General features: G+C 57.0%; 20 protein-coding genes. 13 read left to right on the top strand and 7 right to left on the bottom strand.

Translation table 11 applies throughout. From position 1 onward, the window contains the following. Positions 1-12 precede the first annotated feature (12 nt). From LKO31_RS03925 to LKO31_RS03910, 4 genes are read left to right on the top strand one after another with little or no spacing between them, the layout of a single operon-like run. Positions 13-813 carry an abortive infection family protein gene (locus LKO31_RS03925; RefSeq protein WP_227688760.1) on the top strand — a complete coding sequence of 267 codons (801 nt, stop codon included), beginning with the start codon at positions 13-15 and terminating at the stop codon, positions 811-813. Further along, positions 810-3854: a type I restriction endonuclease subunit R gene (locus LKO31_RS03920; protein WP_227688759.1), complete on the top strand. Its 3045-nt coding sequence runs from the start codon at positions 810-812 to the stop codon at positions 3852-3854. The genes LKO31_RS03925 and LKO31_RS03920 overlap by 4 nt, the downstream gene beginning before the upstream one ends. Continuing rightward, entirely contained in the window at positions 3854-4603 is a 750-nt protein-coding gene (locus tag LKO31_RS03915; RefSeq protein WP_227688758.1) for a M48 family metallopeptidase, read from the top strand. The genes LKO31_RS03920 and LKO31_RS03915 overlap by 1 nt, the downstream gene beginning before the upstream one ends. After that, positions 4600-5889 carry an RES domain-containing protein gene (locus LKO31_RS03910; RefSeq protein ID WP_227688757.1) on the top strand — a complete coding sequence of 430 codons (1290 nt, stop codon included), beginning with the start codon at positions 4600-4602 and terminating at the stop codon, positions 5887-5889. Before LKO31_RS03915 ends, LKO31_RS03910 begins: the two co-directional genes overlap by 4 nt. 385 nt (positions 5890-6274) lie before the next feature. Here the strand turns inward: LKO31_RS03910 and LKO31_RS03905 are convergent, their stop codons facing one another. Then, positions 6275-6964, bottom strand: a complete 690-nt coding sequence (locus LKO31_RS03905) for a pentapeptide repeat-containing protein (RefSeq protein ID WP_227688756.1) — start codon at positions 6962-6964, stop codon at positions 6275-6277. Positions 6965-7054: 90 nt separating this feature from the next. On the opposite strand from LKO31_RS03905, the gene LKO31_RS03900 reads away from it, so the two are divergent. Further along, positions 7055-7264, top strand: a complete 210-nt coding sequence (locus LKO31_RS03900; protein WP_227688755.1) for a hypothetical protein — start codon at positions 7055-7057, stop codon at positions 7262-7264. Positions 7265-7463: 199 nt separating this feature from the next. Here the strand turns inward: LKO31_RS03900 and LKO31_RS03895 are convergent, their stop codons facing one another. From LKO31_RS03895 to LKO31_RS03885, 3 genes are all read right to left on the bottom strand, one after another. Beyond that, positions 7464-7904 (bottom strand): MucR family transcriptional regulator, encoded by a 441-nt coding sequence (locus LKO31_RS03895; RefSeq protein ID WP_227688754.1) that lies wholly within the window; start codon positions 7902-7904, stop codon positions 7464-7466. Between the two features lie 673 nt (positions 7905-8577). Next, positions 8578-8862, bottom strand: coding sequence for a hypothetical protein (locus tag LKO31_RS03890; RefSeq protein WP_227688753.1), 285 nt, complete (start codon positions 8860-8862; stop codon positions 8578-8580). Beyond that, positions 8859-9983, bottom strand: a complete 1125-nt coding sequence (locus tag LKO31_RS03885; protein ID WP_227688752.1) for a Glu/Leu/Phe/Val dehydrogenase family protein — start codon at positions 9981-9983, stop codon at positions 8859-8861. The genes LKO31_RS03890 and LKO31_RS03885 overlap by 4 nt, the downstream gene beginning before the upstream one ends. 121 nt (positions 9984-10104) lie before the next feature. Here LKO31_RS03885 and LKO31_RS03880 point away from each other — a divergent pair, with 121 nt between their 5' ends. The 4 genes from LKO31_RS03880 (at position 10105) to LKO31_RS03865 (ending at position 14801) form a co-directional block, all read left to right on the top strand. Further along, positions 10105-10569 carry an Lrp/AsnC family transcriptional regulator gene (locus LKO31_RS03880; protein ID WP_227688751.1) on the top strand — a complete coding sequence of 155 codons (465 nt, stop codon included), beginning with the start codon at positions 10105-10107 and terminating at the stop codon, positions 10567-10569. A gap of 55 nt (positions 10570-10624) precedes the next feature. Then, positions 10625-11281 carry a TetR/AcrR family transcriptional regulator gene (locus LKO31_RS03875; RefSeq protein ID WP_227688750.1) on the top strand — a complete coding sequence of 219 codons (657 nt, stop codon included), beginning with the start codon at positions 10625-10627 and terminating at the stop codon, positions 11279-11281. 131 nt (positions 11282-11412) lie between these two features. Then, complete coding sequence (locus LKO31_RS03870) at positions 11413-13743, top strand: TonB-dependent receptor (protein WP_227688749.1); 2331 nt, start codon at positions 11413-11415, stop codon at positions 13741-13743. A 173-nt stretch (positions 13744-13916) separates the two neighbouring features. After that, positions 13917-14801, top strand: coding sequence for a pirin family protein (locus LKO31_RS03865; protein ID WP_227688748.1), 885 nt, complete (start codon positions 13917-13919; stop codon positions 14799-14801). A 39-nt stretch (positions 14802-14840) separates the two neighbouring features. Here the strand turns inward: LKO31_RS03865 and LKO31_RS03860 are convergent, their stop codons facing one another. Next, the gene (locus LKO31_RS03860; RefSeq protein WP_227688747.1) at positions 14841-15242 is read right to left on the bottom strand and encodes a winged helix-turn-helix transcriptional regulator; all 402 of its coding nucleotides are present in this window, start codon (positions 15240-15242) and stop codon (positions 14841-14843) included. Between the two features lie 116 nt (positions 15243-15358). Here LKO31_RS03860 and LKO31_RS03855 point away from each other — a divergent pair, with 116 nt between their 5' ends. Genes LKO31_RS03855 through LKO31_RS03845 form a run of 3 tightly spaced genes read left to right on the top strand, consistent with a single transcriptional unit; the run spans position 15359 to position 17609 of the window. Continuing rightward, positions 15359-16186: an SDR family NAD(P)-dependent oxidoreductase gene (locus LKO31_RS03855; RefSeq protein ID WP_227688746.1), complete on the top strand. Its 828-nt coding sequence runs from the start codon at positions 15359-15361 to the stop codon at positions 16184-16186. Positions 16187-16228: 42 nt separating this feature from the next. Next, the gene (locus LKO31_RS03850; RefSeq protein ID WP_227688745.1) at positions 16229-16669 is read left to right on the top strand and encodes a nuclear transport factor 2 family protein; all 441 of its coding nucleotides are present in this window, start codon (positions 16229-16231) and stop codon (positions 16667-16669) included. A gap of 40 nt (positions 16670-16709) precedes the next feature. Next, positions 16710-17609, top strand: coding sequence for an NAD-dependent epimerase/dehydratase family protein (locus LKO31_RS03845; RefSeq protein ID WP_227688744.1), 900 nt, complete (start codon positions 16710-16712; stop codon positions 17607-17609). 78 nt (positions 17610-17687) lie between these two features. On the opposite strand, the gene LKO31_RS03840 is transcribed toward LKO31_RS03845, so the two are convergent. Together LKO31_RS03840 and LKO31_RS03835 are read right to left on the bottom strand one after the other, a co-directional pair. Beyond that, the gene (locus tag LKO31_RS03840; RefSeq protein ID WP_227688743.1) at positions 17688-18509 is read right to left on the bottom strand and encodes an SDR family NAD(P)-dependent oxidoreductase; all 822 of its coding nucleotides are present in this window, start codon (positions 18507-18509) and stop codon (positions 17688-17690) included. Beyond that, entirely contained in the window at positions 18506-19276 is a 771-nt protein-coding gene (locus LKO31_RS03835) for an SDR family NAD(P)-dependent oxidoreductase (protein ID WP_227688742.1), read from the bottom strand. Before LKO31_RS03835 ends, LKO31_RS03840 begins: the two co-directional genes overlap by 4 nt. 299 nt (positions 19277-19575) lie before the next feature. Between LKO31_RS03835 and LKO31_RS03830 the strand changes: the two genes are divergently transcribed. Continuing rightward, a complete protein-coding gene (locus LKO31_RS03830) occupies positions 19576-22320 on the top strand; it encodes a TonB-dependent receptor (protein WP_227688741.1) in 2745 nt (914 codons plus the stop codon). The last annotated feature ends 1 nt before the right edge of the window (position 22321 follow it).

Below are 22321 nucleotides of genomic sequence, written 5' to 3'. Positions count from 1 at the left end.
GCTATCGCCAGCTTGGGCGACATTGCTTTTGCCACTAGCATGAACAGCAGTAGCTTGATCGGCTTCTTCAACTCATTCGGTCTGAACGAGAAAGTCGTCCACGTACTCGGCAGCAAGCGACAGTTCGCAGTTGACGCGTGGAGAAAGCTCAGTGGATCGGATCAATTGCCGGAAGCTATTAACCAGATACTGAGCCCACACTATTTTCCCAATCCCGAGGAGCGCAGTCGGCAGGTCCAGCAGCTTCAACGATGTTTGAAACTGGACGGGTATGATATCACCGACGACGGCTACCGAGTGTATATCGCAGCACGTTCAGGCTCCGCTGCCACCTCTGTCCTTGAGCATTTGAAGGCACACGGTCAGCGGCTCAACCACGAAAACGTCCTGTCGCGTATTCGCATTATCGACAGGGAGGCAGAGGTAAGCCCCGCCGACGCAATCGGTTCAGCGAAAGAACTGATCGAAGCCGTCTGCAAGGACATCATCGAACGGTCCGGGCGAACCTTCGATCGCAAGGCTAGTCCCGCCGCACTTGTGAAGGAAGCCCTGAAGGTGCTCAACCTCGCACCCGAGGATATTCCAGAACGGTCTCGTGGTGTAGATGCCGTCAGAGCCACCTTAAACTCGCTCGCCAATATCGCGCATCAGATGGATGAACTGCGGGGCCTGTATGGCTCCGGTCACGGCAAGCCAAGTTCCTCGCGTGGTTTGCTTCCTCGCCATGCACGACTTGCGGTCGGTTCAGCAGGCAGCCTGTGCCTGTTCCTCATCGAAACCTTCGAGGCCCAATCGACGGGAACAACGGAATGAGCGAATACCGCCTCGCCGAGAAGCCCGCGCTCGATGCGCTGGCGGCGTTGGGCTGGCAGGTGCTATCACCGGCGCAGGCTCTGACGATGCGGGACGAGGAAAACCGCGTCATCCTGAAGCCCGTGCTGATCGACGCGCTGCGCGAGTTGAACGGCATCGGCACGGAGGATGCCGAGGCGATCTACAATGATCTGTCTACGCTGTCCGACAACGAGGAGTGGCAGCGCAAGCTGCGCGGCGGCTATTCCCGCCGCCTGTCGGGTGAGAACCGCGACAGCCCGATTGCGCTGATCGACTTCAAAAGCCCCGGTCGCAACAGCTTCCACGTCACCAGCCAGTTCCGTGTCGCCGCCCAGCGCCCCCGCATCCCGGACGTGGTATTGTTCGTCAACGGTATCCCGTTGGTGGTGATCGAGGCCAAGTCCCCGCTGAAGGGCACCGCGACCGCCGGAGAAGCCTTCGAGCAGATCAAGCAATATGAGCGGGACATTCCCCGGCTGTTCTACCCCAATGCGTTCAACCTCGTCACCGATGGCATGGCGACCCTCTACGGTGCGACCGGCGCACCTTCACAGTTCTATGCCCCGTGGCCCGACGCATGGCCCCGGCACCGCGACGAGTTCGGCGACGATCTTGCCGAAGACCTGTGGTGCCTGTGCGAGCCGTCCCGCCTGCTGGACCTGCTCGCCCATTTCATCGTATTCGAGACCGACCCGGAGACGGGCCGGAAGATCAAGAAGGTCTGCCGCTATCAGCAGTTCCGCGCCGTCAACAAGGCGGTGGCGCGGGTGGCGGCGGGCGAACACCGCAAGGGTCTGATCTGGCACACGCAGGGTTCGGGCAAGAGCCTGACCATGGTATTCCTCGCCCTCAAGCTCAAAACCCACCTGACGCTCGACGCGCCCAGCCTCGCCAACCCCAATATCCTCGTGCTGACCGACCGGATCGACCTCGACGACCAGATCAGCAAAACCTTCGTCGCCTGCGGCCTGCCTAACCCGACGCAGTGCGGATCGGTCGCGACGCTGCGTGAGGCGGTGAACCGGGGCGGCAACGGGCAGATATTGCTCTCCACCATCTTCAAGTTCGCCGGATCGAAGGAGCCGATCCCGAACTCCGCGAACTGGATCGTGCTGGTCGATGAGTGCCACCGCACGCAGGAAAAGGATTTGGGCGCGTTCCTGCAAGCTACGCTGCCCGATGCCCATTTCTACGGCTTCACCGGCACCCCGATCAAATCGACCGATAAGGACACCTACGCCCGGTTCAGCGTGGCGGGCGAAGGCTATCTGGACAAATACGGGATCGACGACGCCGTGCGCGATGGGGCGACCGTGCCGATCCTCTACGAAGGCCGCAAAGCCGATTGGGCGATCAACGAGGCCGAGATCGACATCTTGTTCGACCGCTGGTTCGTGGACCTGCCCGATGACAAGCGCGAGGAACTGAAACGCAAAGGCCTGACCCTCGCCACGATCGCCAAGCACCCGCAACGTATCAGCCTGATCGCGCTCGACATCTGGGAGCATTTCAAGGCCGTCTGCCAGCCAGACGGGTTCAAGGCCCAGATCGTTGCCGTGGATCGGGAAGCGGTGATCCTCTACCGCGCCGCGCTCTCTGCCGTGATCGCCGCCGATCTGGAACGCGGCGGCATGGAAGCAGGCGAAGCACAGGCCAAGGCCGACGCCATGATCGCCTGCGTCTATTCAAAATCGCAGGAGGACAACAAGCCGAGCGAGAACCCGGAGGTTGCCGCGCTGCGCGCCGGGTTGGAGGCGCATTACCTCGACGATAGCGCCGAGAAGGACGTGAAGAAGCGGTTCAAGGTGTTCGGCCAAGACCCGCAGTTTCTGATCGTATGCGACAAGCTGCTGACCGGGTTCGATGCTCCACTTGAGCATGTAATGTATCTCGACAAGCCGCTGAAGGAGCACAATCTCCTTCAAGCCATCGCCCGGACCAACCGCACCTGCACCATCAAGCTGCCGGACGGCGGCGAGATCGCCAAGCCCAATGGGCGGATCGTCGATTACATCGGCGTCACCAGCCATCTCGACGAGGCGTTGCAGTCCTATCGCTCCGAGGATGTCGAAAACGCGATGCGCGACATCGCCATCCTGCGCAACGATCTCAAGGAAGCGCACGCCCGTTACCGCGCCCAGAAGCGCGCCGTGGGGCTGGAGGGTATGGACGAGAAGTCCGCCGCCTATGCCGCCGCCAAGCTGGCAGCCGGGGGGCAGGAGGATGACTGGTTCGACCTCCAGCGTCTGACCCGGACGTTCATAAAGGTCTATGCTGATCTGTCGCCCGATCCCGCGATCCTCGACTTCACCGCCGAGGTGAAGTGGGCCTCCGCCTTCCTGCGGCTGGCGACACAGGCGATCAGCAAGGACGAGAGCCTCGATCACAAGAGCTATTCCGCCAAGATCAGGGAGATGCTGGAAACCCACGTCCACGTCACCGGCCTGTCCACCACCATCCGCCTGCGCAATATCACCGATCCGAACTTCGCCGATGACTTCGCCACCGAGGGCAAGGCCGAGCCGGAGTTGCAGGAGGCGTTCGTGCGCAAGTCCGCCGAGCTTCGCCGGACCACCCGCGAACTGGTGGACAAGAACCCGGCGCAATATGGCCGCTTCTCCGAACGGGTGCTGGAGATCATCCGCCGCTTCGAGGAGGGGCAGCTTGCCGCCGCCGATGGTCTGCACGAGTTCGAGGGGCTGACCGGCGACATCGAGGCCGAACAGGGCGCACACGCCGAACTGGGCATGGATGAGAATGCCTTCTCGATCCTGCGCGTCATCGAAGCTATCGTGCCCGATACCGGTCATGCGACCTTGCAGGACGCGGCCATCGCCATCGGCGCGATCTATGCCGATGCCGCCGTGACCCAGCCCGCCTTCGCGCACATGGAGGCATACCTTCGATCCCTGCGCCAGCAGGTCCGACGTATCTTGACCGACCACGCCATTGGCGAGACCAAGACCATTCGCGAGAAGGTCGAGGAGTTCGCCGTCCATGCCTATGGGAGCGGGGCCTGATGCCAACGCTTCAGATAGGCCGGAAGGAAATCCCCTACGAGCTTCGCCGGTCGGCGACGGCATCGCAGCGCCGCATCACCATCACGCCCGGCCATGTCGAAGTGCTGGCGCTGACCCGCGACAATGACGACGACATCGCCGGGTTCCTTGAGCGCAAACGCCAGTGGGTATTCGATACCGTGCGCGAGATGGAGCGGATCACCGCCAGCCGCCACGCCGTGCCCCGGTTCATCACCGGATCGAAGATACCCTATCGGGGCCGTAACATGCCGCTCACCGTACGCCGCACTGACGCTGAGCGCATCGCGATCACCTATCGCAATGGGTTCATCGTTGATCTGCCGCACTGGGCCAGAGACGATGCCGATCACCTCGTCGCCAGCGAACTCAAGCTCTGGCTGAAGCAGCGTGCCCGGCGCGACGTGCAGGAGATCGCCGCCGACTATGGCAAGCGGTTCGGCCTCGTGCCCAGGTCGATCCGCACGACCGACCTTGCCCATGGCTGGGGATCATGTGGACCGGAGGGTAATATCCTCATCCACTGGCACCTCATATTCGCCCCCAGGAAGGTGCTGGAATATGTTGTGTTGCACGAACTGGCGCACCTTAGACACCGCTCGCACAATGCACCATTTTGGAAGTTTTTGAAAAGCATAGCGGCAGATTGCGATGTGCCGAAGAGGTGGCTTGAGACCGAGGGCGTCAGTCTGACGTCTGACTGGCTCGCCCCTTATGGAACCGCCGTATGACAACACTTTGTCCCTACTGCTTCTCGGACAAGTCCTTGCGACGTCGGTTGCAAGAAATACGCCCCAATTATCCTCGAACCGAGAAATGTGATCACCATCCTAATCGGAGTGGCATTCCGATAGAGGCCATCAGCCCGCTCATCGACGCGGTCATTTCACCATATTACCACTTCGGCGAGAGCAACTCCTATTCGGGTCAGGAAGGCGAAAGTCTGGAAGACATCATCTGCGATTTGACCGGCGCAGAAACCGACGACATCGTACGGGACTTGATAGACCAGCTTGTCGAAGACGATCCTGCTGACCCAAGAGATGGCGATGAGCCCTTTTATCAAGAAGACCAACTCTACGTTCGTCATGACAGCCTGTATAATCCTCACAGCGAAGCGTGGGAAAAATTCAAATCTGAGATCACGTACAATCAGCGATTTTTCAGTGACCTTGCTCGCGGCCGGCTTCAGCAGATTTTTCACGACATTCACTTTCAGAAAGATCGCGCTGGCAAGCCGGTGGTGTACAAACTTTCGGCTGACGATCAGATTTCGATATTTCGTGCCCGACAGGTCAATAACCAAAGCGAGCGCGAGAAGATTATTGCGTCGCCTGCGAGCAAACTTGGCAGTCCCCCAAAACGTAGCCGGTCGGCCGGACGAATGAACGCCGCCGGAGTTGCTGCTTTTTACGGCGCATTTGACCTCGAAACCTGCATTGCAGAGATTAGGCCAGCGGTTGGCGCAACGATAGTTGGGGCTGCTTTTGAACTGATCAGACCAGTCGTGGTTCTTGACCTCACGCGCTTTGCCAATCCCATTCAGGTTCGCAGTCGATTTTCACCCGTGTATGAGGCTCGCAGTCTGCAATGGGGCTTCATGCAGAGTTTCGTGTTTGAGATCAGCAAGCCAATCTTACCTGATGACGTGATCTTGGATTATATTCCGTCGCAAGCAGTTTCGGAGTTCATTCATAAGGTTCTTCAGGTGAAGGTCGATGGTCAGCTGTGCACTGTCGATGCGGTCATATTCCCTTCAGCCCAACATCCAGAAGGAAAAAACATTGTTCTCTTTGGCGATGCCGCGCTTGTTAGCGGATCGCCTTCAGCCGACGACCCCCAGAGTTTTGAGTTAGTCGACGACGAGACGGAATTGTGGGACGATTGGAAATGGGAAGACCCCGATCCCGCCCTCGCGGTCAAGACTGACAGTGTTTTGGTTCGCCGCGTGAATAGCGTCAGTTTTTCACATCACGAGATTATTTACGACGCCGGTGGCCACGATGACGATTTTTGAGAACACTGTAACGCTGGACGTCTTCCGGACCCTTGCCTAGCTGTATCGAGAAGTCCCCCGCCGCAATTCATATTACGAGTGGAAATGGGCAACAGTCCTGTGATACAAACCAGCCACCAGACATGTCTAAGTAACTGAAATCTGGTGGCTCTGAGGGATGCATTTACCCCTCCCGTAGGGGTCACCATCTTCAAACATCAAGAAAAAGCGCAGCGCCCCGCGCAAAACTTTCGCGCCCGCAAAGCTAGCCTTGGCGCTCCTGATGGCGCTGAAACGCAATACACCGAAACGCAATACACCCTCTTCATCCGTGACCGGGGACCACGCGAACAAGCTCCACAATCACCATCACGCCGCTATCGCGCAGCCCCCCGCCTCATCGCCATCACCCGAGCTTAATCCCGCATCCCGCCAGCAAATCCGCCGCCTGCGCCATGGAAAAGGTCGCGCCGCGAAATATCCGCAAATCCGCCACCGCTACGCCGCCCAAATCAGCCTCGCGCAAATCTGCGCCATCAAACAAGGCCCGCTCCAACCGCGCCTCCCGCAGGCTGCACCCCACCAAGGTCGCCCCGCGAAAATCACATTTGCTCAGGTCCGCCTGCGAAAAATCGACGCGCAGCAATTTGGCCTTGCGAAAACTTTGACCCGTCAGCGTGGCACCCACCAACAACACTTCTTCAAACGACCAGCCCAGCCCCCGACCATCGGTTAAATTGGCCCCCGTCAACTTGCACCCCTCAAAGCGCAAATTGGCGACATAGCTATGACGAAAATCAGCATTGTTACAGTCGGTTAATCGAAATATCGCCCCACCCAAATCACAACGTGTCCAAGACGCAAAGGCAGCGCGGCACGACAGAAACCGCGCCCCTTCCAACCGTGACGAGGCGAAATTGGTGCGGCGCAAATTACAGCGTTCAAAGGTCCAGTCCATCAAGTCCAGATCGGACAAGTCCGCCTCTTCCAAATCACAATCCCGCAGCACTTGCGGCGTCCCCAGCAAGGCCATGACGTCATCACGGCCCAATAGGCGGGCCTCAATCGCTTGCGATTCAAAAAAATCCTGTTGCATAGGACCCCTTATGCCCTTTTACCGGAACAGATCGAACAGATTTCTGTTCAGGGATGGACAATCGGCCATCCGCCCCGCTAACCGGCGGCCATGGCTATTACTGCAACGATTATGAACACCGTCACCGGTCAACCGCTCCAAAAGATGAGCTTCAACCGAATGCCCAAACCATGGGCCAGCTTCACCCTCGCCGACGGCCAAATGGTCACGGCAGAACGTATTGACGTGGGCAAACCCGCACCGGGCAAATTCGCTGCTCCCATCAGCATTTGGGTCACATTGAAACCCAAGGATCAATAACATCATGAAAACAACAGCCGCTGCGCCATGGGCGCAGCGGCTGTTATTCTTTATCATGCATCCCAATCTTTGGCCCCATTGGCCCAGTGCCACCCATGCCGTACCATGCCATGCAACGAGCATATGGCATCAACCTGCCCCAGCAGCACCAACGCCCTAGGCAGCCCGCCCAACGAGGATCAGGCCAAGCGGCGGAAGATCAGCTCGCGCGGGGCGGACGTCCAACGGGCTTGCGGCGCGCAGGGCTGGACTTGCCCTTCCCACCCAAGCCAATTTCCTTGGCCAAGGCACGGCGGCGTTCCGCATAATTGGGCGCAACCATCGGATAATCCTTGGGCAGGCCCCACTTCGTCCGATATTCATCAGGCGTCATACCATAATGGGTCATCAAGTAACGGCGCAGCATGGTCAGCTTCTTACCGTCCTCTAAACAAACAATATGGTCCGGCTTCACCGATGAGCGGATCGACACAGCCGGTTCCTGCTTCACTTCTTCGACGACCTCTTTGCCCAGTGCAGACAAAGCATCGTGGACGGAACGGATCACCACCGGAATATCACTCATTGCAACATTATTATGACTCACATGCGCAGCAACGATATCCGCGGTCAGCGTCACCAGCAAATTTTCATCTTCCATTACCGTTTTCCTCTAAGGAAGGCACCTACAAACAAGGACCTGCATGTTGCAGACAATGCATATGGACTGCTTATAGTTCCCTAGCCGCGCATTTTTACCAATGCTCTGATGCCTCAGAAGAAAAACCCATGCAAAATCGACAGAGAATCTTTCAACAATCCCATTAAATGAAATAATTCCAAAACTTCATTTAATAGCAATGTTAAACTCTATTCATTTTGCGAGTCAACCGATCACCCTATCAAAATATAACAATATAATTCGCATGTCCGATAACAAGAAAATAGGATATTTTGGTCAAAAACCCCTCCACCTGCCTCATCCCCAAGCGCCAACGAGTATCAATAATATTCGCTATTCTTGATGAACCAATAAACCTATCCGGCTTCATTTTCCGGATAAACACAGCCAAAAGCATCCATTAGTGATCATCAATATCGGAATTTCGCGCCCGCACCTCGCTATATGATCAACATTTATCATATTTTCCCAGATCACATTCGCGCCTACACTGTGATTTTCTTGGACCTATTGCGGTCATTTGCAAATGTCGCAAAATACAGAACTTGCACCCATCCCTTGGCGGTGTCCGCAGATCCCACGCCCACGCCCGCCAGCAACCCAATTCTTGCTGCGACCACCCACTCAAACGGCTTTTGCCGCGCCCATCCAATCAGGCCGCACCGCCAACTCCGACCAGCAGCCGCGTTACATTGGTCATGACGGCCCATTCCGCCTGCCGCACGCTCACAATCTGCTGCATTTTCCAACATAAAATCTCGGCGGCTTCCTCGCTCAACTCGTCCACCTCAAGGCTGATGTGCAACGCCTCCCCCACTTTTACCGCCGACACATAGCGGGGCACGCGATATCGCTGCGCAAATAAGCCCAAAATACGCAGCATCACTTGCGGGTCCGCGCTGGCCTTGGCGGCAAAGGAAATGGGCGGCGACATCATGCCGCCTCCCGTTGAGGCAGCCTCGCGCCCGTTGGCGCCTCCCCCTGCACTTTGCGGCTTTGCTCGGTTCGGCGCTGCTCTGCCATGGCCTGTTCTGCCATAGCGTCCGCGACATCCACTGGTAGCATATCGCCAGCCTTTGCTTGCTCCAAAATCCGGCTCACGCGCGGGCCAATTTGCGCCACACGTGCCGCAACATCCGCTTGGGTTTCCCCCAAATATTCGCCCGCCACACTAATCACGCCCCCCGCATTGGCGACATAATCGGGCACATATACAATTCCGCTGTCGTGCATCGCTTGCGCGGCATCTCTGGTGGCCAAGGGGTTATTCGCCGCGCCGCACACCAGCCGCGCCTTCATCTGATCAACGGCCATCATCGTCAGCCCGCCACCCAGCGCACAAGGAACCAAAATATCAACTTCCTCGGCCATGATATTTTCCGCTGGCACAACCCGCGCCTTGAGAATGGCCGCCAACCGATCGCGCCGCCCCGGCGCACGATCGGCAATCACCAATTGCGCCCCAGCATCCGCCAAGCGGCGGCACAATTCGCCGCCCACTTTGCCAGTCCCTTGAACCCCCACACGCATCCCGCGCAAATCCGCACCAAATACGGCCTCGGCCCCCGCAACAATGGATGCAAAGACCCCATCAGCGGTCCACGGCGATGGGTCTCCGCCTGCCATATCCTCTGCGGCGCTCCGCCGCATCGGCAGCCCCGCCACATATTTTGTGCGGCGCGCGACATCTTCCATGTCGCTCCCATCGGTGCCCGCATCCTGCGCCGTGACATATTGCCCGCGCAAATCATTCACCGCCTGCCCAAAGGCCGCAAATAAAGCGGACCGATCAAAAGGCTGGCTGGGCAAACGCAGCACGGCTTTGCCGCCGCCCACCGGCAACCCCGCCAAGGCATTTTTATAGCTCATGCTGGCGGCCAAGCCGCTGGCATCAGTCAGCATGTCTGCCACATCCATATAATCCCACAGGCGGCAGCCCCCCATCGCAGGCCGACCGATTGCCGAGTGAATCACAATCACCCCGTTCAAGCCTACAGACTTATCCTCCAACCGGATCGTTTCTGCTGCGGGCGCCTGCCCATAGTGCCGAACTAACATTGCCTCAAATCTCCTCAGCCGCGCTTATGCCAGCGCGCGTCAGGCAAAACTTCGTTCCTTTCTTGCGGTTTTTGCGATTCTTGGGAATATTACACCCGATATTTAGAAGACTGAGAATAAAATGACCGAACTGGACGAATTTGAAAAAAAGATTCTTCGCGAACTTCAACGCGACGCCAGCCTGACCACGGCAGAACTCGCCGACCGTGTCGGCCTATCCCCATCCCCCTGCTGGCGGCGGATTGACCGCCTACAGCGCGATGGTTTTATCAAGCGCCGCGTCGCGCTGGTCGACCGCCGCGCCATTGGCCTGAACGCTCACCTCTTTGCTCAAATCAAACTCAACGCCCATGGCCGCGCCAATCTGGACGAATTTAGCAAAGCCATCCATGCCTTCCCCGAAGTCTTGGAAGCCTATGTCTTGATCGGCGGAATGGACTTCATGCTTCGTATCGTCGCCAAAGATATCGACGCTTATGAACGCTTCTTTTTTGACCGCCTCAGCAAATTGGACGGCATCCAAGAAATTCAATCCACTATCGCGCTATCCGAAATTAAAAGCACAACAGAATTGCCGGTGAACTGAACAGCCATGCTCAATTTCATTTGCTTCTTGCCCAACTATTGGCCTTAACCCCAATATGGCAAAAACGGCTTCCACACGATCTGCCCCGACACGGTCCAAAAAATCTCAGGCCGACCGCAGCAGCGAGTCCGAATTTCGACTCCTCTCAGCCGCAGCCCAAATATTGGTGGAAGAAGGCTATAGCGCCCTGACCTTTGACCGTGTTGGCGAAGTGTCGGGTTTTTCGCGCGGCCTCGCCAGCCAAAAATTCGGATCCAAAGACGGGCTGGTTCTGGCCGTTGTCGCATTTCTCAACGACCATATCGACGCCAGCAAAGCGCCAGATATGCATCAGGCCGCCAACCCACTCGAAGAGATTATGTGCTATATACGCTTCTTCTTTGGCCGAATGATTGATGACAAGCTGGCCTTGTCCTATTTTGTGCTGCTAGCGGCGACGATTGCGAATAAATCGGCGATCCACCCAGCCTTTATCGACGCGCATGAACGTGTCAGAATCACGCTGCGCGACATGATCACCCGCGGCCAAGCCTGCGGCGTCATTCATCCCGCCATCAACCCCGACACCGCCGCTTTATCCATTGGGGCCTTTCAATTGGGCGTGGCGACTCAGCGCCTGCTTGATCCGCAATTTGACGTGCAACCTATTTGCGACATGGCCTTACCCAGCATCCGTGCCAATCTTGCCACTGGTCAAACGGCAACCGCATAAATTCAAATAATATCCATAACATAACAGATCAAAACCGACAGCGCGCTACCAATTTCACAATCAATTGACACTTGTTGGACGTCCATATAGTTATCTTCCCACAACAAATATAATATATCTGGGAGGATGAATTGAAAGGTTTCAACACCACAGCTGCGCGCAAATTTTCGCTACTTTTACTCTCCAGCGTCGCACTCACGGCCAGCCCTGCCATTGCTCAAGATAGCAGCAGCCGTACTTCCGCCAGCGCCGACGGCCTCGACGAAATTTTGGTCACCGCCCAGCGCCGGGAACAGCGATTGCAAGATGTGCCCGTCGCAATCACAGCGGCCAGCGCGGAAACATTGGCCGAAGCCCGTGTGGAAAATATCGCCAATATTTCCAATATTTCGCCCAGCATCCAATTTCGCGCCTCCAACATCTCATCGTCCAGCGCCAATGTCGTCATTCGCGGCCTCGGCACCACGGGCAACAGCCGCACCTTCGAAGGCGGCGTCGGCATTTTCATCGACGGCGTTTACCGCACCCGCGCCGCCTCGGCGTTGCAAAATTTCCTCGATGTCGGCTCGCTTCAGGTGCTGCGCGGCCCCCAAGGCACATTGTTCGGCAAAAACACCTCGGCTGGCGCGGTGTTGGTCGAAACCACCCGCCCCAATACGGCCGAGGTTCAGGGCAATGTAGAACTGGGCTATGGCAATTATGGCGCCCTAGATGCCAAGGGCGCGGTCAATGTGCCCATCAACGACGTCGCGGCGCTGCGCCTCTCCGCCATGTATAGCGAAGACGAAGGCTTTTTGCGCGACCCCAACACCGACCGCCGCCACAACCAACTCAAGGCGCAAGCCTATAAAGCGCAATTGCTGATTGAACCCAGCTCTGATTTTTCCATGCGCCTGATCGCCGATTATTCCAAATCCAAGGGCGATTGCTGCTATGCGACCAGCGACTATATCGACGGCCCAACCCAGCCGCTCGTCGATGCGCTGACCGCCGCGCGCGGCCTCAGCTTGCCATCCAAAAAGCGCAACGACTTTCAACAAGTCCTCAGCGCCCCGTCGCGTCAACATATCGAAGATTATGGCATGACCCTGCACGTCAATGCCAATTTGGGCAGCGGAACGTTGAAATCGGTCACAGCCTTGCGCGAATTTAACCTGCACCAAGACCGCGCCGACGCCGATTTTTCCGGTGCCGATATTTTCGAACTGGACGAAAGCTTCAAAAGCCAATTTTTCTCCCAAGAACTCACTTATAATGGCGAAATACCGTCAATTAGCGCCGATTATGTCTTGGGCCTTTTCTATTCCGACGAAAAATTAAACATGACCCGCGACCTTTATTGGATGTCCCAAGGTCAGGCCTATATCGACGCTATTTTAAATGCTTCTACGGGCGCTCCGGCGGGCACCGCTTATGCCGCCCCCGGCCGCTGGGCTGGCGAAACGATGGGCGGAAACGCCACCTCTTACGCCGCCTTCGCGCATCTGAATGTCGATGTGACGGATCAACTCAGCCTGATCGGCGGCCTGCGCTATTCCATCGAGAAAAAGAAAGGCCAATTCGCCAACAGCTTCTATCGTCCGGAACTGAATGACGCCTTCCGCCTGCTCGGCGTGCAACCTGGCCCGACCTACCAAGCCTCCACCACCGACAAGGCCCTGTCCGGCACCGCTGGCCTCCAATACCGCCCCAGCGACGGCGCCATGGTCTATCTGACCTATAATCGCGGCTTCAAGGCTGGCGGCGTCAACATTGATGCCAATGGCGCGGGCACCCGTGCCAATAATCCGGTCGAAACCGTGGGCGGCGTGCCGCTCGACCCCCGCTTCAAGCCGGAAACCGTCAATTCGGTCGAATTGGGTGCCAAATTTGATTATTGGGACCGCCGCGCACGCACCAATATCGCCCTGTTCTATAACGATATTTCGGACCTTCAGGTCGCGCAATTTGTCGGCCTGCAATTCACTGTTCTCAACAGCCCATCCGCCAAAAGCTATGGCGCAGAATTTGAATCGCTGTTCGAAATCACCCCATCGCTGACCTTGGGCCTCGACGGTATTTGGCTGCCCCACGCCCGCTATGGCAAGGACGCCAACCTTGACCCTGCCTTGTCGGGCCAACGCTTCCGCTATGCCTCAAAATTTTCGGGCAATGCCAGCATCAGCCTCGACCAACCGCTGACCAGCGACCTGAATCTGACGGGCCGTGTGCAATATCAATATAGCTCCAGTCAGTTTATCAATACCGCATCCACCGCGCGGCGCGGCGCCATCGGCCTCGTCAACGGCAATATCGGCATCAAATCGGCTGGCGGCGGCTGGCAAATCGAAGGCTGGGTGCAAAACGCGTTCAACAAAGATTATGTCGCTTTGTCATTCAACACCCCCATTCAGACGGGCGATGAAAACGCCTATATGGGCACGCCGCGCACCTATGGCATCAGCTTGCGCGGCTCCTTCTAACACCACCTCTACCCATTCAGCGCAGCGCTGGTCCACTTGTGGGGCCAGCGTTTTGCGTTTGGCTTCATATTTCCATTGGCATTGACACCCCTTGACCCTTGGCCTTCCCGCACAGATGATGGTCACAACTGCCAATATCATGGGCCCACGGCCCAACCACGAAAGATAGAAACATGACCATTGAACGCATTATCGACAAACGCAGCCACGATCTTGGCGGCGGCTTTGTTGTTGGCCGTGTCCTGCCTTTTCATGCGCGCCGCATGGTTGGCCCCTATATTTTCTTCGACCATCTCGGCCCGCTGGAACTGGCCCCCGGCATCCCACGCGACCTTGACGTGCGCCCGCATCCGCACATCGGCCTGTCCACCGTCACCTATCTGTACGAAGGCCAAATTACCCACCGCGACTCGCTGGGCTATGAACAGGAAATCCAACCCGGCGCGGTCAATTGGATGGTCAGCGGCAGCGGCATCACCCACAGCGAACGTCTGGAATATGCCCGCCAAAATGGCGCGAACATGCACGGCATCCAAGCATGGGTCGCCCTGCCCGACGAAGCCGAAGAAACTGACCCCAGCTTCCGCCACCATGCAGGGGACGACCTGCCGTCATGGGATCAAGACGGCGTCAAAGGCCGCCTGATCGCTGGCGCGGCCAATGGTCAAAAATCCTCCGTGCTGGTCCACTCACCGCAATTTTATCAACATTGGGACATGCAGGCTGGCGCTCGCTATCACGTCACCAATGAATATCCCGAACGCGCCGTCTATTGCGCGGCCGGCGAAATTGACGTCGACGGCACCATCCTAGGCGCAGGCCAAATGGCGGTTCTGAACACAGGCGTCGGCGGCAATGTCACCGCACGCCAACCCTCGCAAGTCATGGCGCTGGGCGGCGACCCCATCGGCCAACGCTATATGCTGTGGAATTTCGTCTCCTCCAGCAAAGATCGTCTGGAACAAGCTAAGGAAGATTGGAAAGCGGGTCGCATGAAATTGCCCGACGCCGACCATGACGAGTTTATCCCTTTCCCCGAAACCCGCAAAATCGACTAATCTCGGGCTCGGGCGGCGCATTTTCGTGCCGCCCACCATTCACGCAGCCGACAATGCCTCCTGCGCCGCCGCATCAAATGACGCGCGCGCCGCCGCCAATTCTTCCACATTGCCGCGTGTCCAATCGCAAATCACGCTCGCCGCCCCCAAAAAGGATCGGCCCAAATCGGTCAGCGCATATTCGACCTTGGGCGGCGTGGATGGCCATACAAAGCGATCCACCATCCCATAACGCTCCAACTCGCGCAATTTTTGGGTCAACATCTTCTGGCTAATCGGTGCCATATTCCGCCGCAATTCGGAAAAACGCTGGGTGCGCTCAGCCAATTGATAAACCAGCAAAAGTGTCCATTTATTGCCGACCAAATCCATGATTTCCAAGGTCAGCTTTGGATAGACATCTTGCAACATACGGTCCTCCCACAGGTCATTTGGCACCATCAGCGCACAATGGTTTCCATTTGGATACCTTCTATCCAAAATGTGCCTAGTTGCCAATAGATACCGCGTAAATTATCAACTATCCTATTACGAATATAGTGATCGGGAGAAGAGATATGATAGATTTTGCGGGAAAGATCGCACTGGTAACAGGCGGCGGTGCGGGTATTGGGCTTGCGACCTGCGAAGCCTTTGCCAAGGCCGGGGCGACGGTGGTCGCCATTGAAAATGACGCCGAACGCGCAGCGCAGGCACGCCGTATTTTGGGCGAACCGCATCTCATCATCGACGGCGATGTGACCCAACAAGCGGATGTTGACAGCTTGGCTGCCGAAATTGATCAACGCTTTGGCGGGCTGGACATTCTGGTCAATAATGTTGGCGACTTCTTGAACATTGTAAAACGTTTCGAAGACCATAGCGACGAAGACATCGACCGCCTTTACGCCGTCAACATGCGCCAACTCTTTTCGGTCACCCGCGCCATGATCCCCCTGCTGCGCAAAAAAGGCGCAGGGACCAGCATCATCAGCGTCTCGTCGATCGAGGCTTTTCGCGGCATCCCCATCAACTGCGTCTATTCCACCTTCAAAACGGGCATCACCGGCTTCACCAAAAGCTTGGCCTTGGATTTGGCGCCCGAGGGTATCCGCGTCAATCTGATCGCGCCGGAAACCACCGAAACCGCCCAAGTCCCGATCAGCCACGTCATCAAGCCCGATCATCAAGATGATGTGAAACAATGGATCCCCTTGGGCCGCTTCGGCGCGCCAGACGATATGGCCAACGCCATATTGTTCCTCGCCAGCCCCATGGCGTCTTGGATTACGGGTACCGCGATCAACATCGACGGCGGCGCTTTGGCGGCATCGGGTTGGTATCGCACCGCCGAAGACAAATGGACCAACACGCCGGTCATCCCCACCCACGGCTTGCTGTTCTAATCAGCCCGCACGCCCTGCCGCCATTTCACGGGATGACTTGATATGACCCCTGATGATTATATTGCGCTTCGCCAAACCGCCGAAATTTATGCGCGCGGGGCGGACCGCCGCTGCAAGGATGATTGGATAGCGGTTCTCACCGACGATGTCGAAATCTCTGGCCCCGGATTTTCCATCAAAGGGCTGGAGCAAAATCTCGGCTCGCTGGATTATCTAGGCCAGCTTTACACGGCCACCCGCCACCTCATCCACAACCAAACCGCCACGATCAACGGCGATACGGCGGTGGGTGAAACTTATTGCACCGCCGAACATCGCTTTGCATCGGGCGCGGGCGACATGCTGCGCTGCTGGGCCATTCGCTACCAAGATGAATGGCGGCGCGAAGATGGACAGGGGGGTGGGCGATGGAAAATCGCACGGCGCACCCTGCTGCTCGATTGGGAAGAAATCCGTCCCATCCACCATGAATCCATTTCTTAGGGTCAGAACCCAAAATCTTTAGCTTTGAAAGAGATATATTATGAAAATTCTTGTCGTTGGCGGCACCGGCGCCTTGGGAGGTCACGCTGCCCTCCATCTGGCCAGCAAAGGCCATGACGTCACCATTGGCGGCCGCAACCCCGCCAATCCCGCCACCCCTATGGCGAAACTCCCCTTCCTTCAGGGCGACTATATCGCTGGCGATTATACGCCAGACCGTCTCGCTGGCTTTGACTGGGTGGTCTTCGCGGCAGGCAATGACCCGCGCCACGTTCCCGCTGACGCCGATTTCTTTGATTTCCTCTACCAAGCCAATCATGTCGCCGTGCCCGCCTTTTTCGCCGCCTGCCGCGAAGCGGGCGTCAAGCGCGCCATTCAATTGGGCAGCTATTATCACCAAGCCAGCCCCGAGCTGATCGCGGATAATCGCTATATCCAATCGCGCAAAGCGGCGTGCGAAGGCGCCCGCGCAGAGGCCAGCGAAAGCTTTGACGTCATCAGCGTCAATGCGCCCTTCATGGTCGGCACGGTCGCAGGCCTGCCCAGCATGATTTTCGAACCCTATGTGCAATGGGCCAGCGGCAAATTGCCCATCGACGCCTTTGGCCCAACCGGCGGCACCAACTTCATGTCCTTCCAATCCCTTTCCGAAGCGATTGAAGGCGCGCTGGAACGCGGCGAACCCAATGCCGCTTATTTGGTGGGCGACGAAAATCTGACCTTCACCGAATATTTCCAGCTTTATTTTGATGCGGCTGGCCAAGAAATTACGGTCGAAGAACGGGACGCCGAACACCCCCTGCTGCCCGATATCGCCATCCCCCAAGGGCGCGGCAATTGGGTGCGCGTCAACCCCGACGACGCGCAAGTCGCACTGCTCGGCTATCGCCGCAACGACATCCGCCCAGCGGTGCAAGAAATCATCGCCCAATTCGGCTAAAAACAACAAAAAAGGCAGCGATCACGGCTTTGTGATCGCTGCCTTTTTTGGACAATGGTTCGGGATATTACCGCACCATCACACCATATAGGACCCGCCGTTTACGGTCAGCACGCTGCCCGTCGCATAGCTCGCTTGGTCCGACGCCAGAAACGCAACCGCTGCCGCCACTTCATCCGGACGCGCCATACGGCCCAGCGGAATGGCGCTTTCCATGGCCGCGACCATCGTATCGGGCACATCGCGCATAATCGGCGTGTTGGTCGGTCCCGGATGCACTGCATTCACCCGAATCCCGCGCGATGCCAGCTCACGCGACAGGCCGCGTGTCAAACCGACGATACCAGCCTTGCTCGTCACATAATGCATCGGGCCTTCACCCGACGCCGCCGATGTCGACGCAATGTTCACAATGCTGCCGCCTTGGTTTTCTGCGGCCATCAAGCGCACCGCCGCGCGGCTGCAAAAGAAAGCACCATCCAAATTGACGCCAATCACCTTGTGCCATCCGGCATCCGACATGTGAATCAACTGATCGCCATGGGCGGTTGGCGTTTCACCGCGTGCAATCTGCGCTGCGCGCTCCGCCTGTCCGGCATACATTTGGTCGCTGCCATCATCAGGCCCACGGCCCGTGCCCGCATTATTGACCAGAATATCGACCCCGCCAAAGGCCCCGGCAATCTGCGCAAACACCGCATCAACCGATGCGCTGTTCGACACATCACAGCCAAAGCCCAGATGCTCGTCGCCGCTCAGCGCAGCCTTGGCCGCCGCTTCGTCCATATCCAGCACCGCCACGCGTGCGCCATCGGCTGCCAATCGTTCTGCAATCGCTTTCCCGATTCCCTGCGCACCGCCCGTAACAACCGCGCGCTTTCCTACCAACGGGCCGCTCATGACGGCATGTACAATTGTTGGGCCTTGCCGCCATCAACGGGCAACGCAACACCAGTGATATAGCTTGAATCGTCCGATGCCAGGAACAGAATCGCTTGGGCCAATTCGCTTGGCAAACCGCTGCGCTCCATCGGGATTGCGGCCGTCGTCGCCTTGGCGGCTTCGGGCGCATATTCATGGAATTGCAGCGTTGCGGGCGTCGCAACCTGTCCAGGAACAATGCTGTTGACGCGCACGCCATGCGGCGCCCCTTCAATTGCCGCGCAGGCAGAGAAGTGAATCAGCGCGGCCTTTGATGCCGAATAGCTCGGCATACCGGGCATGGCGCGAATGCCGCACGCCGACGAAATATTGACAATCGAACCGCGTCCCGCTGGCACCATCAGCTTCATCGCTTCGCGTGTTCCCACGAAAACCGCTTCGGCGTTCACCGCAAAATCGCTCCGCCACTCGTCAATCGTCAAATCAACCAAGGCTTTATAGGTCGCAGCCATCGCATTGTTGATCAACACGTCCAGCCGGCCATGGCGCTTCGCCACATCTTGAATCAGGGCCTCATAGGCTGCCAAATCGGACACATCCAATTGATGCGCTTCTACCGAACCACCGGCCGCCGCAATCGCCGCGCGGGTTTCTTCCAACTTTTCAGGCCGGCGCGCCGCGATGACAACATGGCCACCTTCCGCCGCAATCAGCTCCGCCGTGGCACGGCCAATCCCCTCGCTTGCGCCAGTGATCAGCACAATCTTATCGCGCATTCTGGTCATCCAACTCTCCTGCAAATTGCTAGTGTTGAACAGCACGATACATATTTTGCGTATTAAATTGCAAGTTATTACGCAAAAAAGGAAAACCCGCTGCAAATTAGGCGCATCAGGGGAAATGACGGAGGCCGAGCCACCCTCTAATGTGCCGATACACGGACGCGACATAGATGATGTCAGCTAAGCTTTCAGCATAATTAGAAAAATTTCATTGCCAAATTTTCAATCAAATTTGTAGACAATGACAAAGACTGGGACCGGACAACCTGACCAGATAATTCTAGTCCAGGATCATATTCTCCATGTCTCGTTCGTCAAAATTCGGCGGCGCATCCCGCGCGTCGCTTGTCCTCGCCTGCCTCATCTATCATTCCGCCGTTTCGGCGGCAGAATTGGCCGACAATGCGGCTGCTGATGGCTCTGCCGAAGAAGAAATTGTCATCCAAGGAATTCGCGGCGGGCTCGATCGCGCTTTAAACGTCAAACGCTCCGCCGACTCCGTCGTAGACGCCATCAGCGCCGAGGATGTCGGCCAATATCCTGACGTTAATATCGCAGAATCGATCCAGCGCATCAGCGGTGTTCAAATCAATCGCGTGCGCGGTGAAGGACGCAGCGTGAATATTCGCGGTCTACCCGCCAATTTCACCCAGACCACGCTTAACGGTCGCATTCTACCCAATGCTAGCGGAGATTCTGCGGGCAGCCGCACCTTCGATTTTTCGATTTTGCCGCCGGAATTTGTCAGAACCTTATCCGTTTACAAATCTCCCACGGCGGACCTGCAAGAAGGTGGTCTCGCCGGCACAGTCGATATACGCACCCCCCGCCCGCTCGATATTGGCAAGCGCGTGATCAGCGGTTCAGCGCAAGCGCAATATGAAACCAATAGTGGGAAAAGCTCTCCTCGAATTTCCGGTTTTTATTCCGATAGCTTTGCCGATAACCGGCTCGGCCTTTCGCTGGGTCTTTCCTACACGCGCCGCCAACCGCAAACCCAAAACGCCTCAATGGGCTTCACCACGGCCAAAGAAGGAAGCGGCGTCGCCCCCGCCGATCTCAATGGTGATGGAACGATTGACCGTGATTTAACGGTCCGCTTTCCGAACCAGATCAACTATTATCAATATGATGAAGATAATCAGCGCCTCAGCGGCATGGCGTCACTGCAATATCAAGCGACAAACAATCTGACGCTTTCGCTCGACGGCTTTTATTCCCGTCTGAAAGTCGAAGCCGTCACCAATGAATTTCTGCAAATCTTCGCCAATGCGCGCAATGTGGTGAGCGCGCGTACAGAGCTGCTGGACGGATTACCAACGGTCACACAGTTGCGCGTGACAGATTTGGACATGCGCGGCGGCGGTCGGTTTGAAGACCGCGTCAGCAAGACCTATTCGCTCGTCGGCGGTCTCCAATATGAACATGACGGCTGGGAAGGAAGCTTGGAAGCCTCCTATGCCTCTTCCAAACAGCATCTCGATAATCTGAACATTGCGGATATCGCGGTGGGCGAAGCGGAATTCATCACCCAGCCCGGCTCGTCCTTATGGACCATGCTGTATCACAATGGCTTTGATACCGCGCGCCTCGATCCCAACAGCTATCGCGTCGCGAGCCTCAACGGCGCTTTCAATCGGGATAGTTCAGACCGGTTGTGGGATGTGAAGGGCGATATCAGCCGCGAATTCTCCGACCAAGGCCTGACCCGTTTCCATTTGGGTGTTCATTATAGCGATCGCAAAATCTTTCAAAACAACCGTGCGCTCAATATTTCCGCCGCCAAAGTGTCAGAACTTTACGGCGGTCTCCCTGCTGGGCCTACCCCCGGTTCCTATAGCGCCGCTCCCTTCATGCAGCTTATCACCGCGGGCAAAGGCAGCTTCTTGGGAAGCTACACGGGCGACGCTCTGTTCGCGGGATCATGGTTGGCCTCCGACACCCGCAGCTTCATCGCGAATCTGACGGACGAACAACTGATTGCGGCGGGCAATTACACCAATGATGCCACCGGCATCACCGATGTCGCCGAAAAGACATTTTCAGCCTATACGCGCGGCGATTTTTCCTTTGGATCCTTATCAGGGAATTTGGGGTTCCGTGTCGCCCATACCAAACAAAGCAGTGTTGGGGTCAGTCCTGATTTAACGGCGATTACCGTGGAACCCGATGCAGGCAATGTAACCCGTGTCCCAGCATCAGCACCCATCACCGTCGTCCGCGAATATTGGGATTTTCTGCCAAGCTTGAATGTGAAATGGCAAGCATCGGATGATCTGGTGCTGCGGTTCGCCGCGTCGCGTACGATGACCAGACCAAATTTGAATCAGATTTCGCCCACCACCACAGCCAATGGCACAGCGCGCAGCATCACGCGCAACAACCCATATTTGGAACCTTTCCGTGCCAATAATTTGGATGCCACGGTGGAATGGTATTTCAACAAAGATGGTCTGCTGGGCGGCTCCTTTTTCTACAAAGATCTTAAATCTCTCATTCGCACCGAAACGACAACACAGGCCCTGCCGGTGACCTATATTTATTCCAATGGAGACAGCGTCCGCAGCGAATTGAATTTCACGGTGAACCAGTTGGTGAATGGATCAGGCGTGACGGTAAAAGGCTTTGAACTTTATTATCAGCACGCTTTTCGCTTCCTACCGGCTCCCTTTGATGGGCTAGGCGCCGTCGCAAATTACACCTTCATCGACAATAGTGACCCGACCCAGCTTACGGCGGCCTCGCGCAACAATTTCAACCTCACCGGCTATTATGAAAAAGGCCCCATAGGTGCCCGGCTTTCCTACAGCTGGCGCAGCGGTTTTCTATCAACCGCCGCCGTCGCACCCAGCCTCAGCCAATATACCAACGCCTATGGAACATTGGACGGCAGCATCAACGTCAAGCTGTCGGACCGTGTCTCGATCCTCTTAGAGGCCGTGAATATCTTGGATACGGACGAAAGCGTCCGTTTCACCAATGGTTTGCCGCAAGCCTATTTGGATGCAGGACGCCGCGTCTTCGCGGGCGCACGCTTTGCCCTATGAC

The organism is Sphingopyxis yananensis (genome assembly GCF_020687785.1).
GTDB classification, from domain to species: domain Bacteria; phylum Pseudomonadota; class Alphaproteobacteria; order Sphingomonadales; family Sphingomonadaceae; genus Sphingopyxis; species Sphingopyxis yananensis.
Note: the sequence above shows the minus strand (reverse complement) of the source record. Positions and strands in the feature narration are given on the sequence as shown.

Excerpts from the sequence above, each read along its gene's own strand:
- LKO31_RS03915 (WP_227688758.1), top strand. The coding sequence starts at position 3,854 with ATGCCAACGCTTCAGATAGGCCGGAAGGAAATCCCCTACGAGCTTCGC.
- LKO31_RS03895 (WP_227688754.1), bottom strand. The coding sequence starts at position 7,904 with ATGGAAGATGAAAATTTGCTGGTGACGCTGACCGCGGATATCGTTGCT.
- LKO31_RS03850 (WP_227688745.1), top strand. The coding sequence starts at position 16,229 with ATGACCCCTGATGATTATATTGCGCTTCGCCAAACCGCCGAAATTTAT.
- LKO31_RS03830 (WP_227688741.1), top strand. The coding sequence starts at position 19,576 with ATGTCTCGTTCGTCAAAATTCGGCGGCGCATCCCGCGCGTCGCTTGTC.
- LKO31_RS03875 (WP_227688750.1), top strand. The coding sequence starts at position 10,625 with ATGGCAAAAACGGCTTCCACACGATCTGCCCCGACACGGTCCAAAAAA.
- LKO31_RS03860 (WP_227688747.1), bottom strand. The coding sequence starts at position 15,242 with ATGGTGCCAAATGACCTGTGGGAGGACCGTATGTTGCAAGATGTCTAT.
- LKO31_RS03890 (WP_227688753.1), bottom strand. The coding sequence starts at position 8,862 with ATGATGTCGCCGCCCATTTCCTTTGCCGCCAAGGCCAGCGCGGACCCG.
- LKO31_RS03910 (WP_227688757.1), top strand. The coding sequence starts at position 4,600 with ATGACAACACTTTGTCCCTACTGCTTCTCGGACAAGTCCTTGCGACGT.
- LKO31_RS03920 (WP_227688759.1), top strand. The coding sequence starts at position 810 with ATGAGCGAATACCGCCTCGCCGAGAAGCCCGCGCTCGATGCGCTGGCG.
- LKO31_RS03900 (WP_227688755.1), top strand. The coding sequence starts at position 7,055 with ATGGCTATTACTGCAACGATTATGAACACCGTCACCGGTCAACCGCTC.
- LKO31_RS03835 (WP_227688742.1), bottom strand. The coding sequence starts at position 19,276 with ATGACCAGAATGCGCGATAAGATTGTGCTGATCACTGGCGCAAGCGAG.
- LKO31_RS03905 (WP_227688756.1), bottom strand. The coding sequence starts at position 6,964 with ATGCAACAGGATTTTTTTGAATCGCAAGCGATTGAGGCCCGCCTATTG.
- LKO31_RS03855 (WP_227688746.1), top strand. The coding sequence starts at position 15,359 with ATGATAGATTTTGCGGGAAAGATCGCACTGGTAACAGGCGGCGGTGCG.
- LKO31_RS03880 (WP_227688751.1), top strand. The coding sequence starts at position 10,105 with ATGACCGAACTGGACGAATTTGAAAAAAAGATTCTTCGCGAACTTCAA.
- LKO31_RS03865 (WP_227688748.1), top strand. The coding sequence starts at position 13,917 with ATGACCATTGAACGCATTATCGACAAACGCAGCCACGATCTTGGCGGC.
- LKO31_RS03845 (WP_227688744.1), top strand. The coding sequence starts at position 16,710 with ATGAAAATTCTTGTCGTTGGCGGCACCGGCGCCTTGGGAGGTCACGCT.
- LKO31_RS03840 (WP_227688743.1), bottom strand. The coding sequence starts at position 18,509 with ATGAGCGGCCCGTTGGTAGGAAAGCGCGCGGTTGTTACGGGCGGTGCG.
- LKO31_RS03885 (WP_227688752.1), bottom strand. The coding sequence starts at position 9,983 with ATGTTAGTTCGGCACTATGGGCAGGCGCCCGCAGCAGAAACGATCCGG.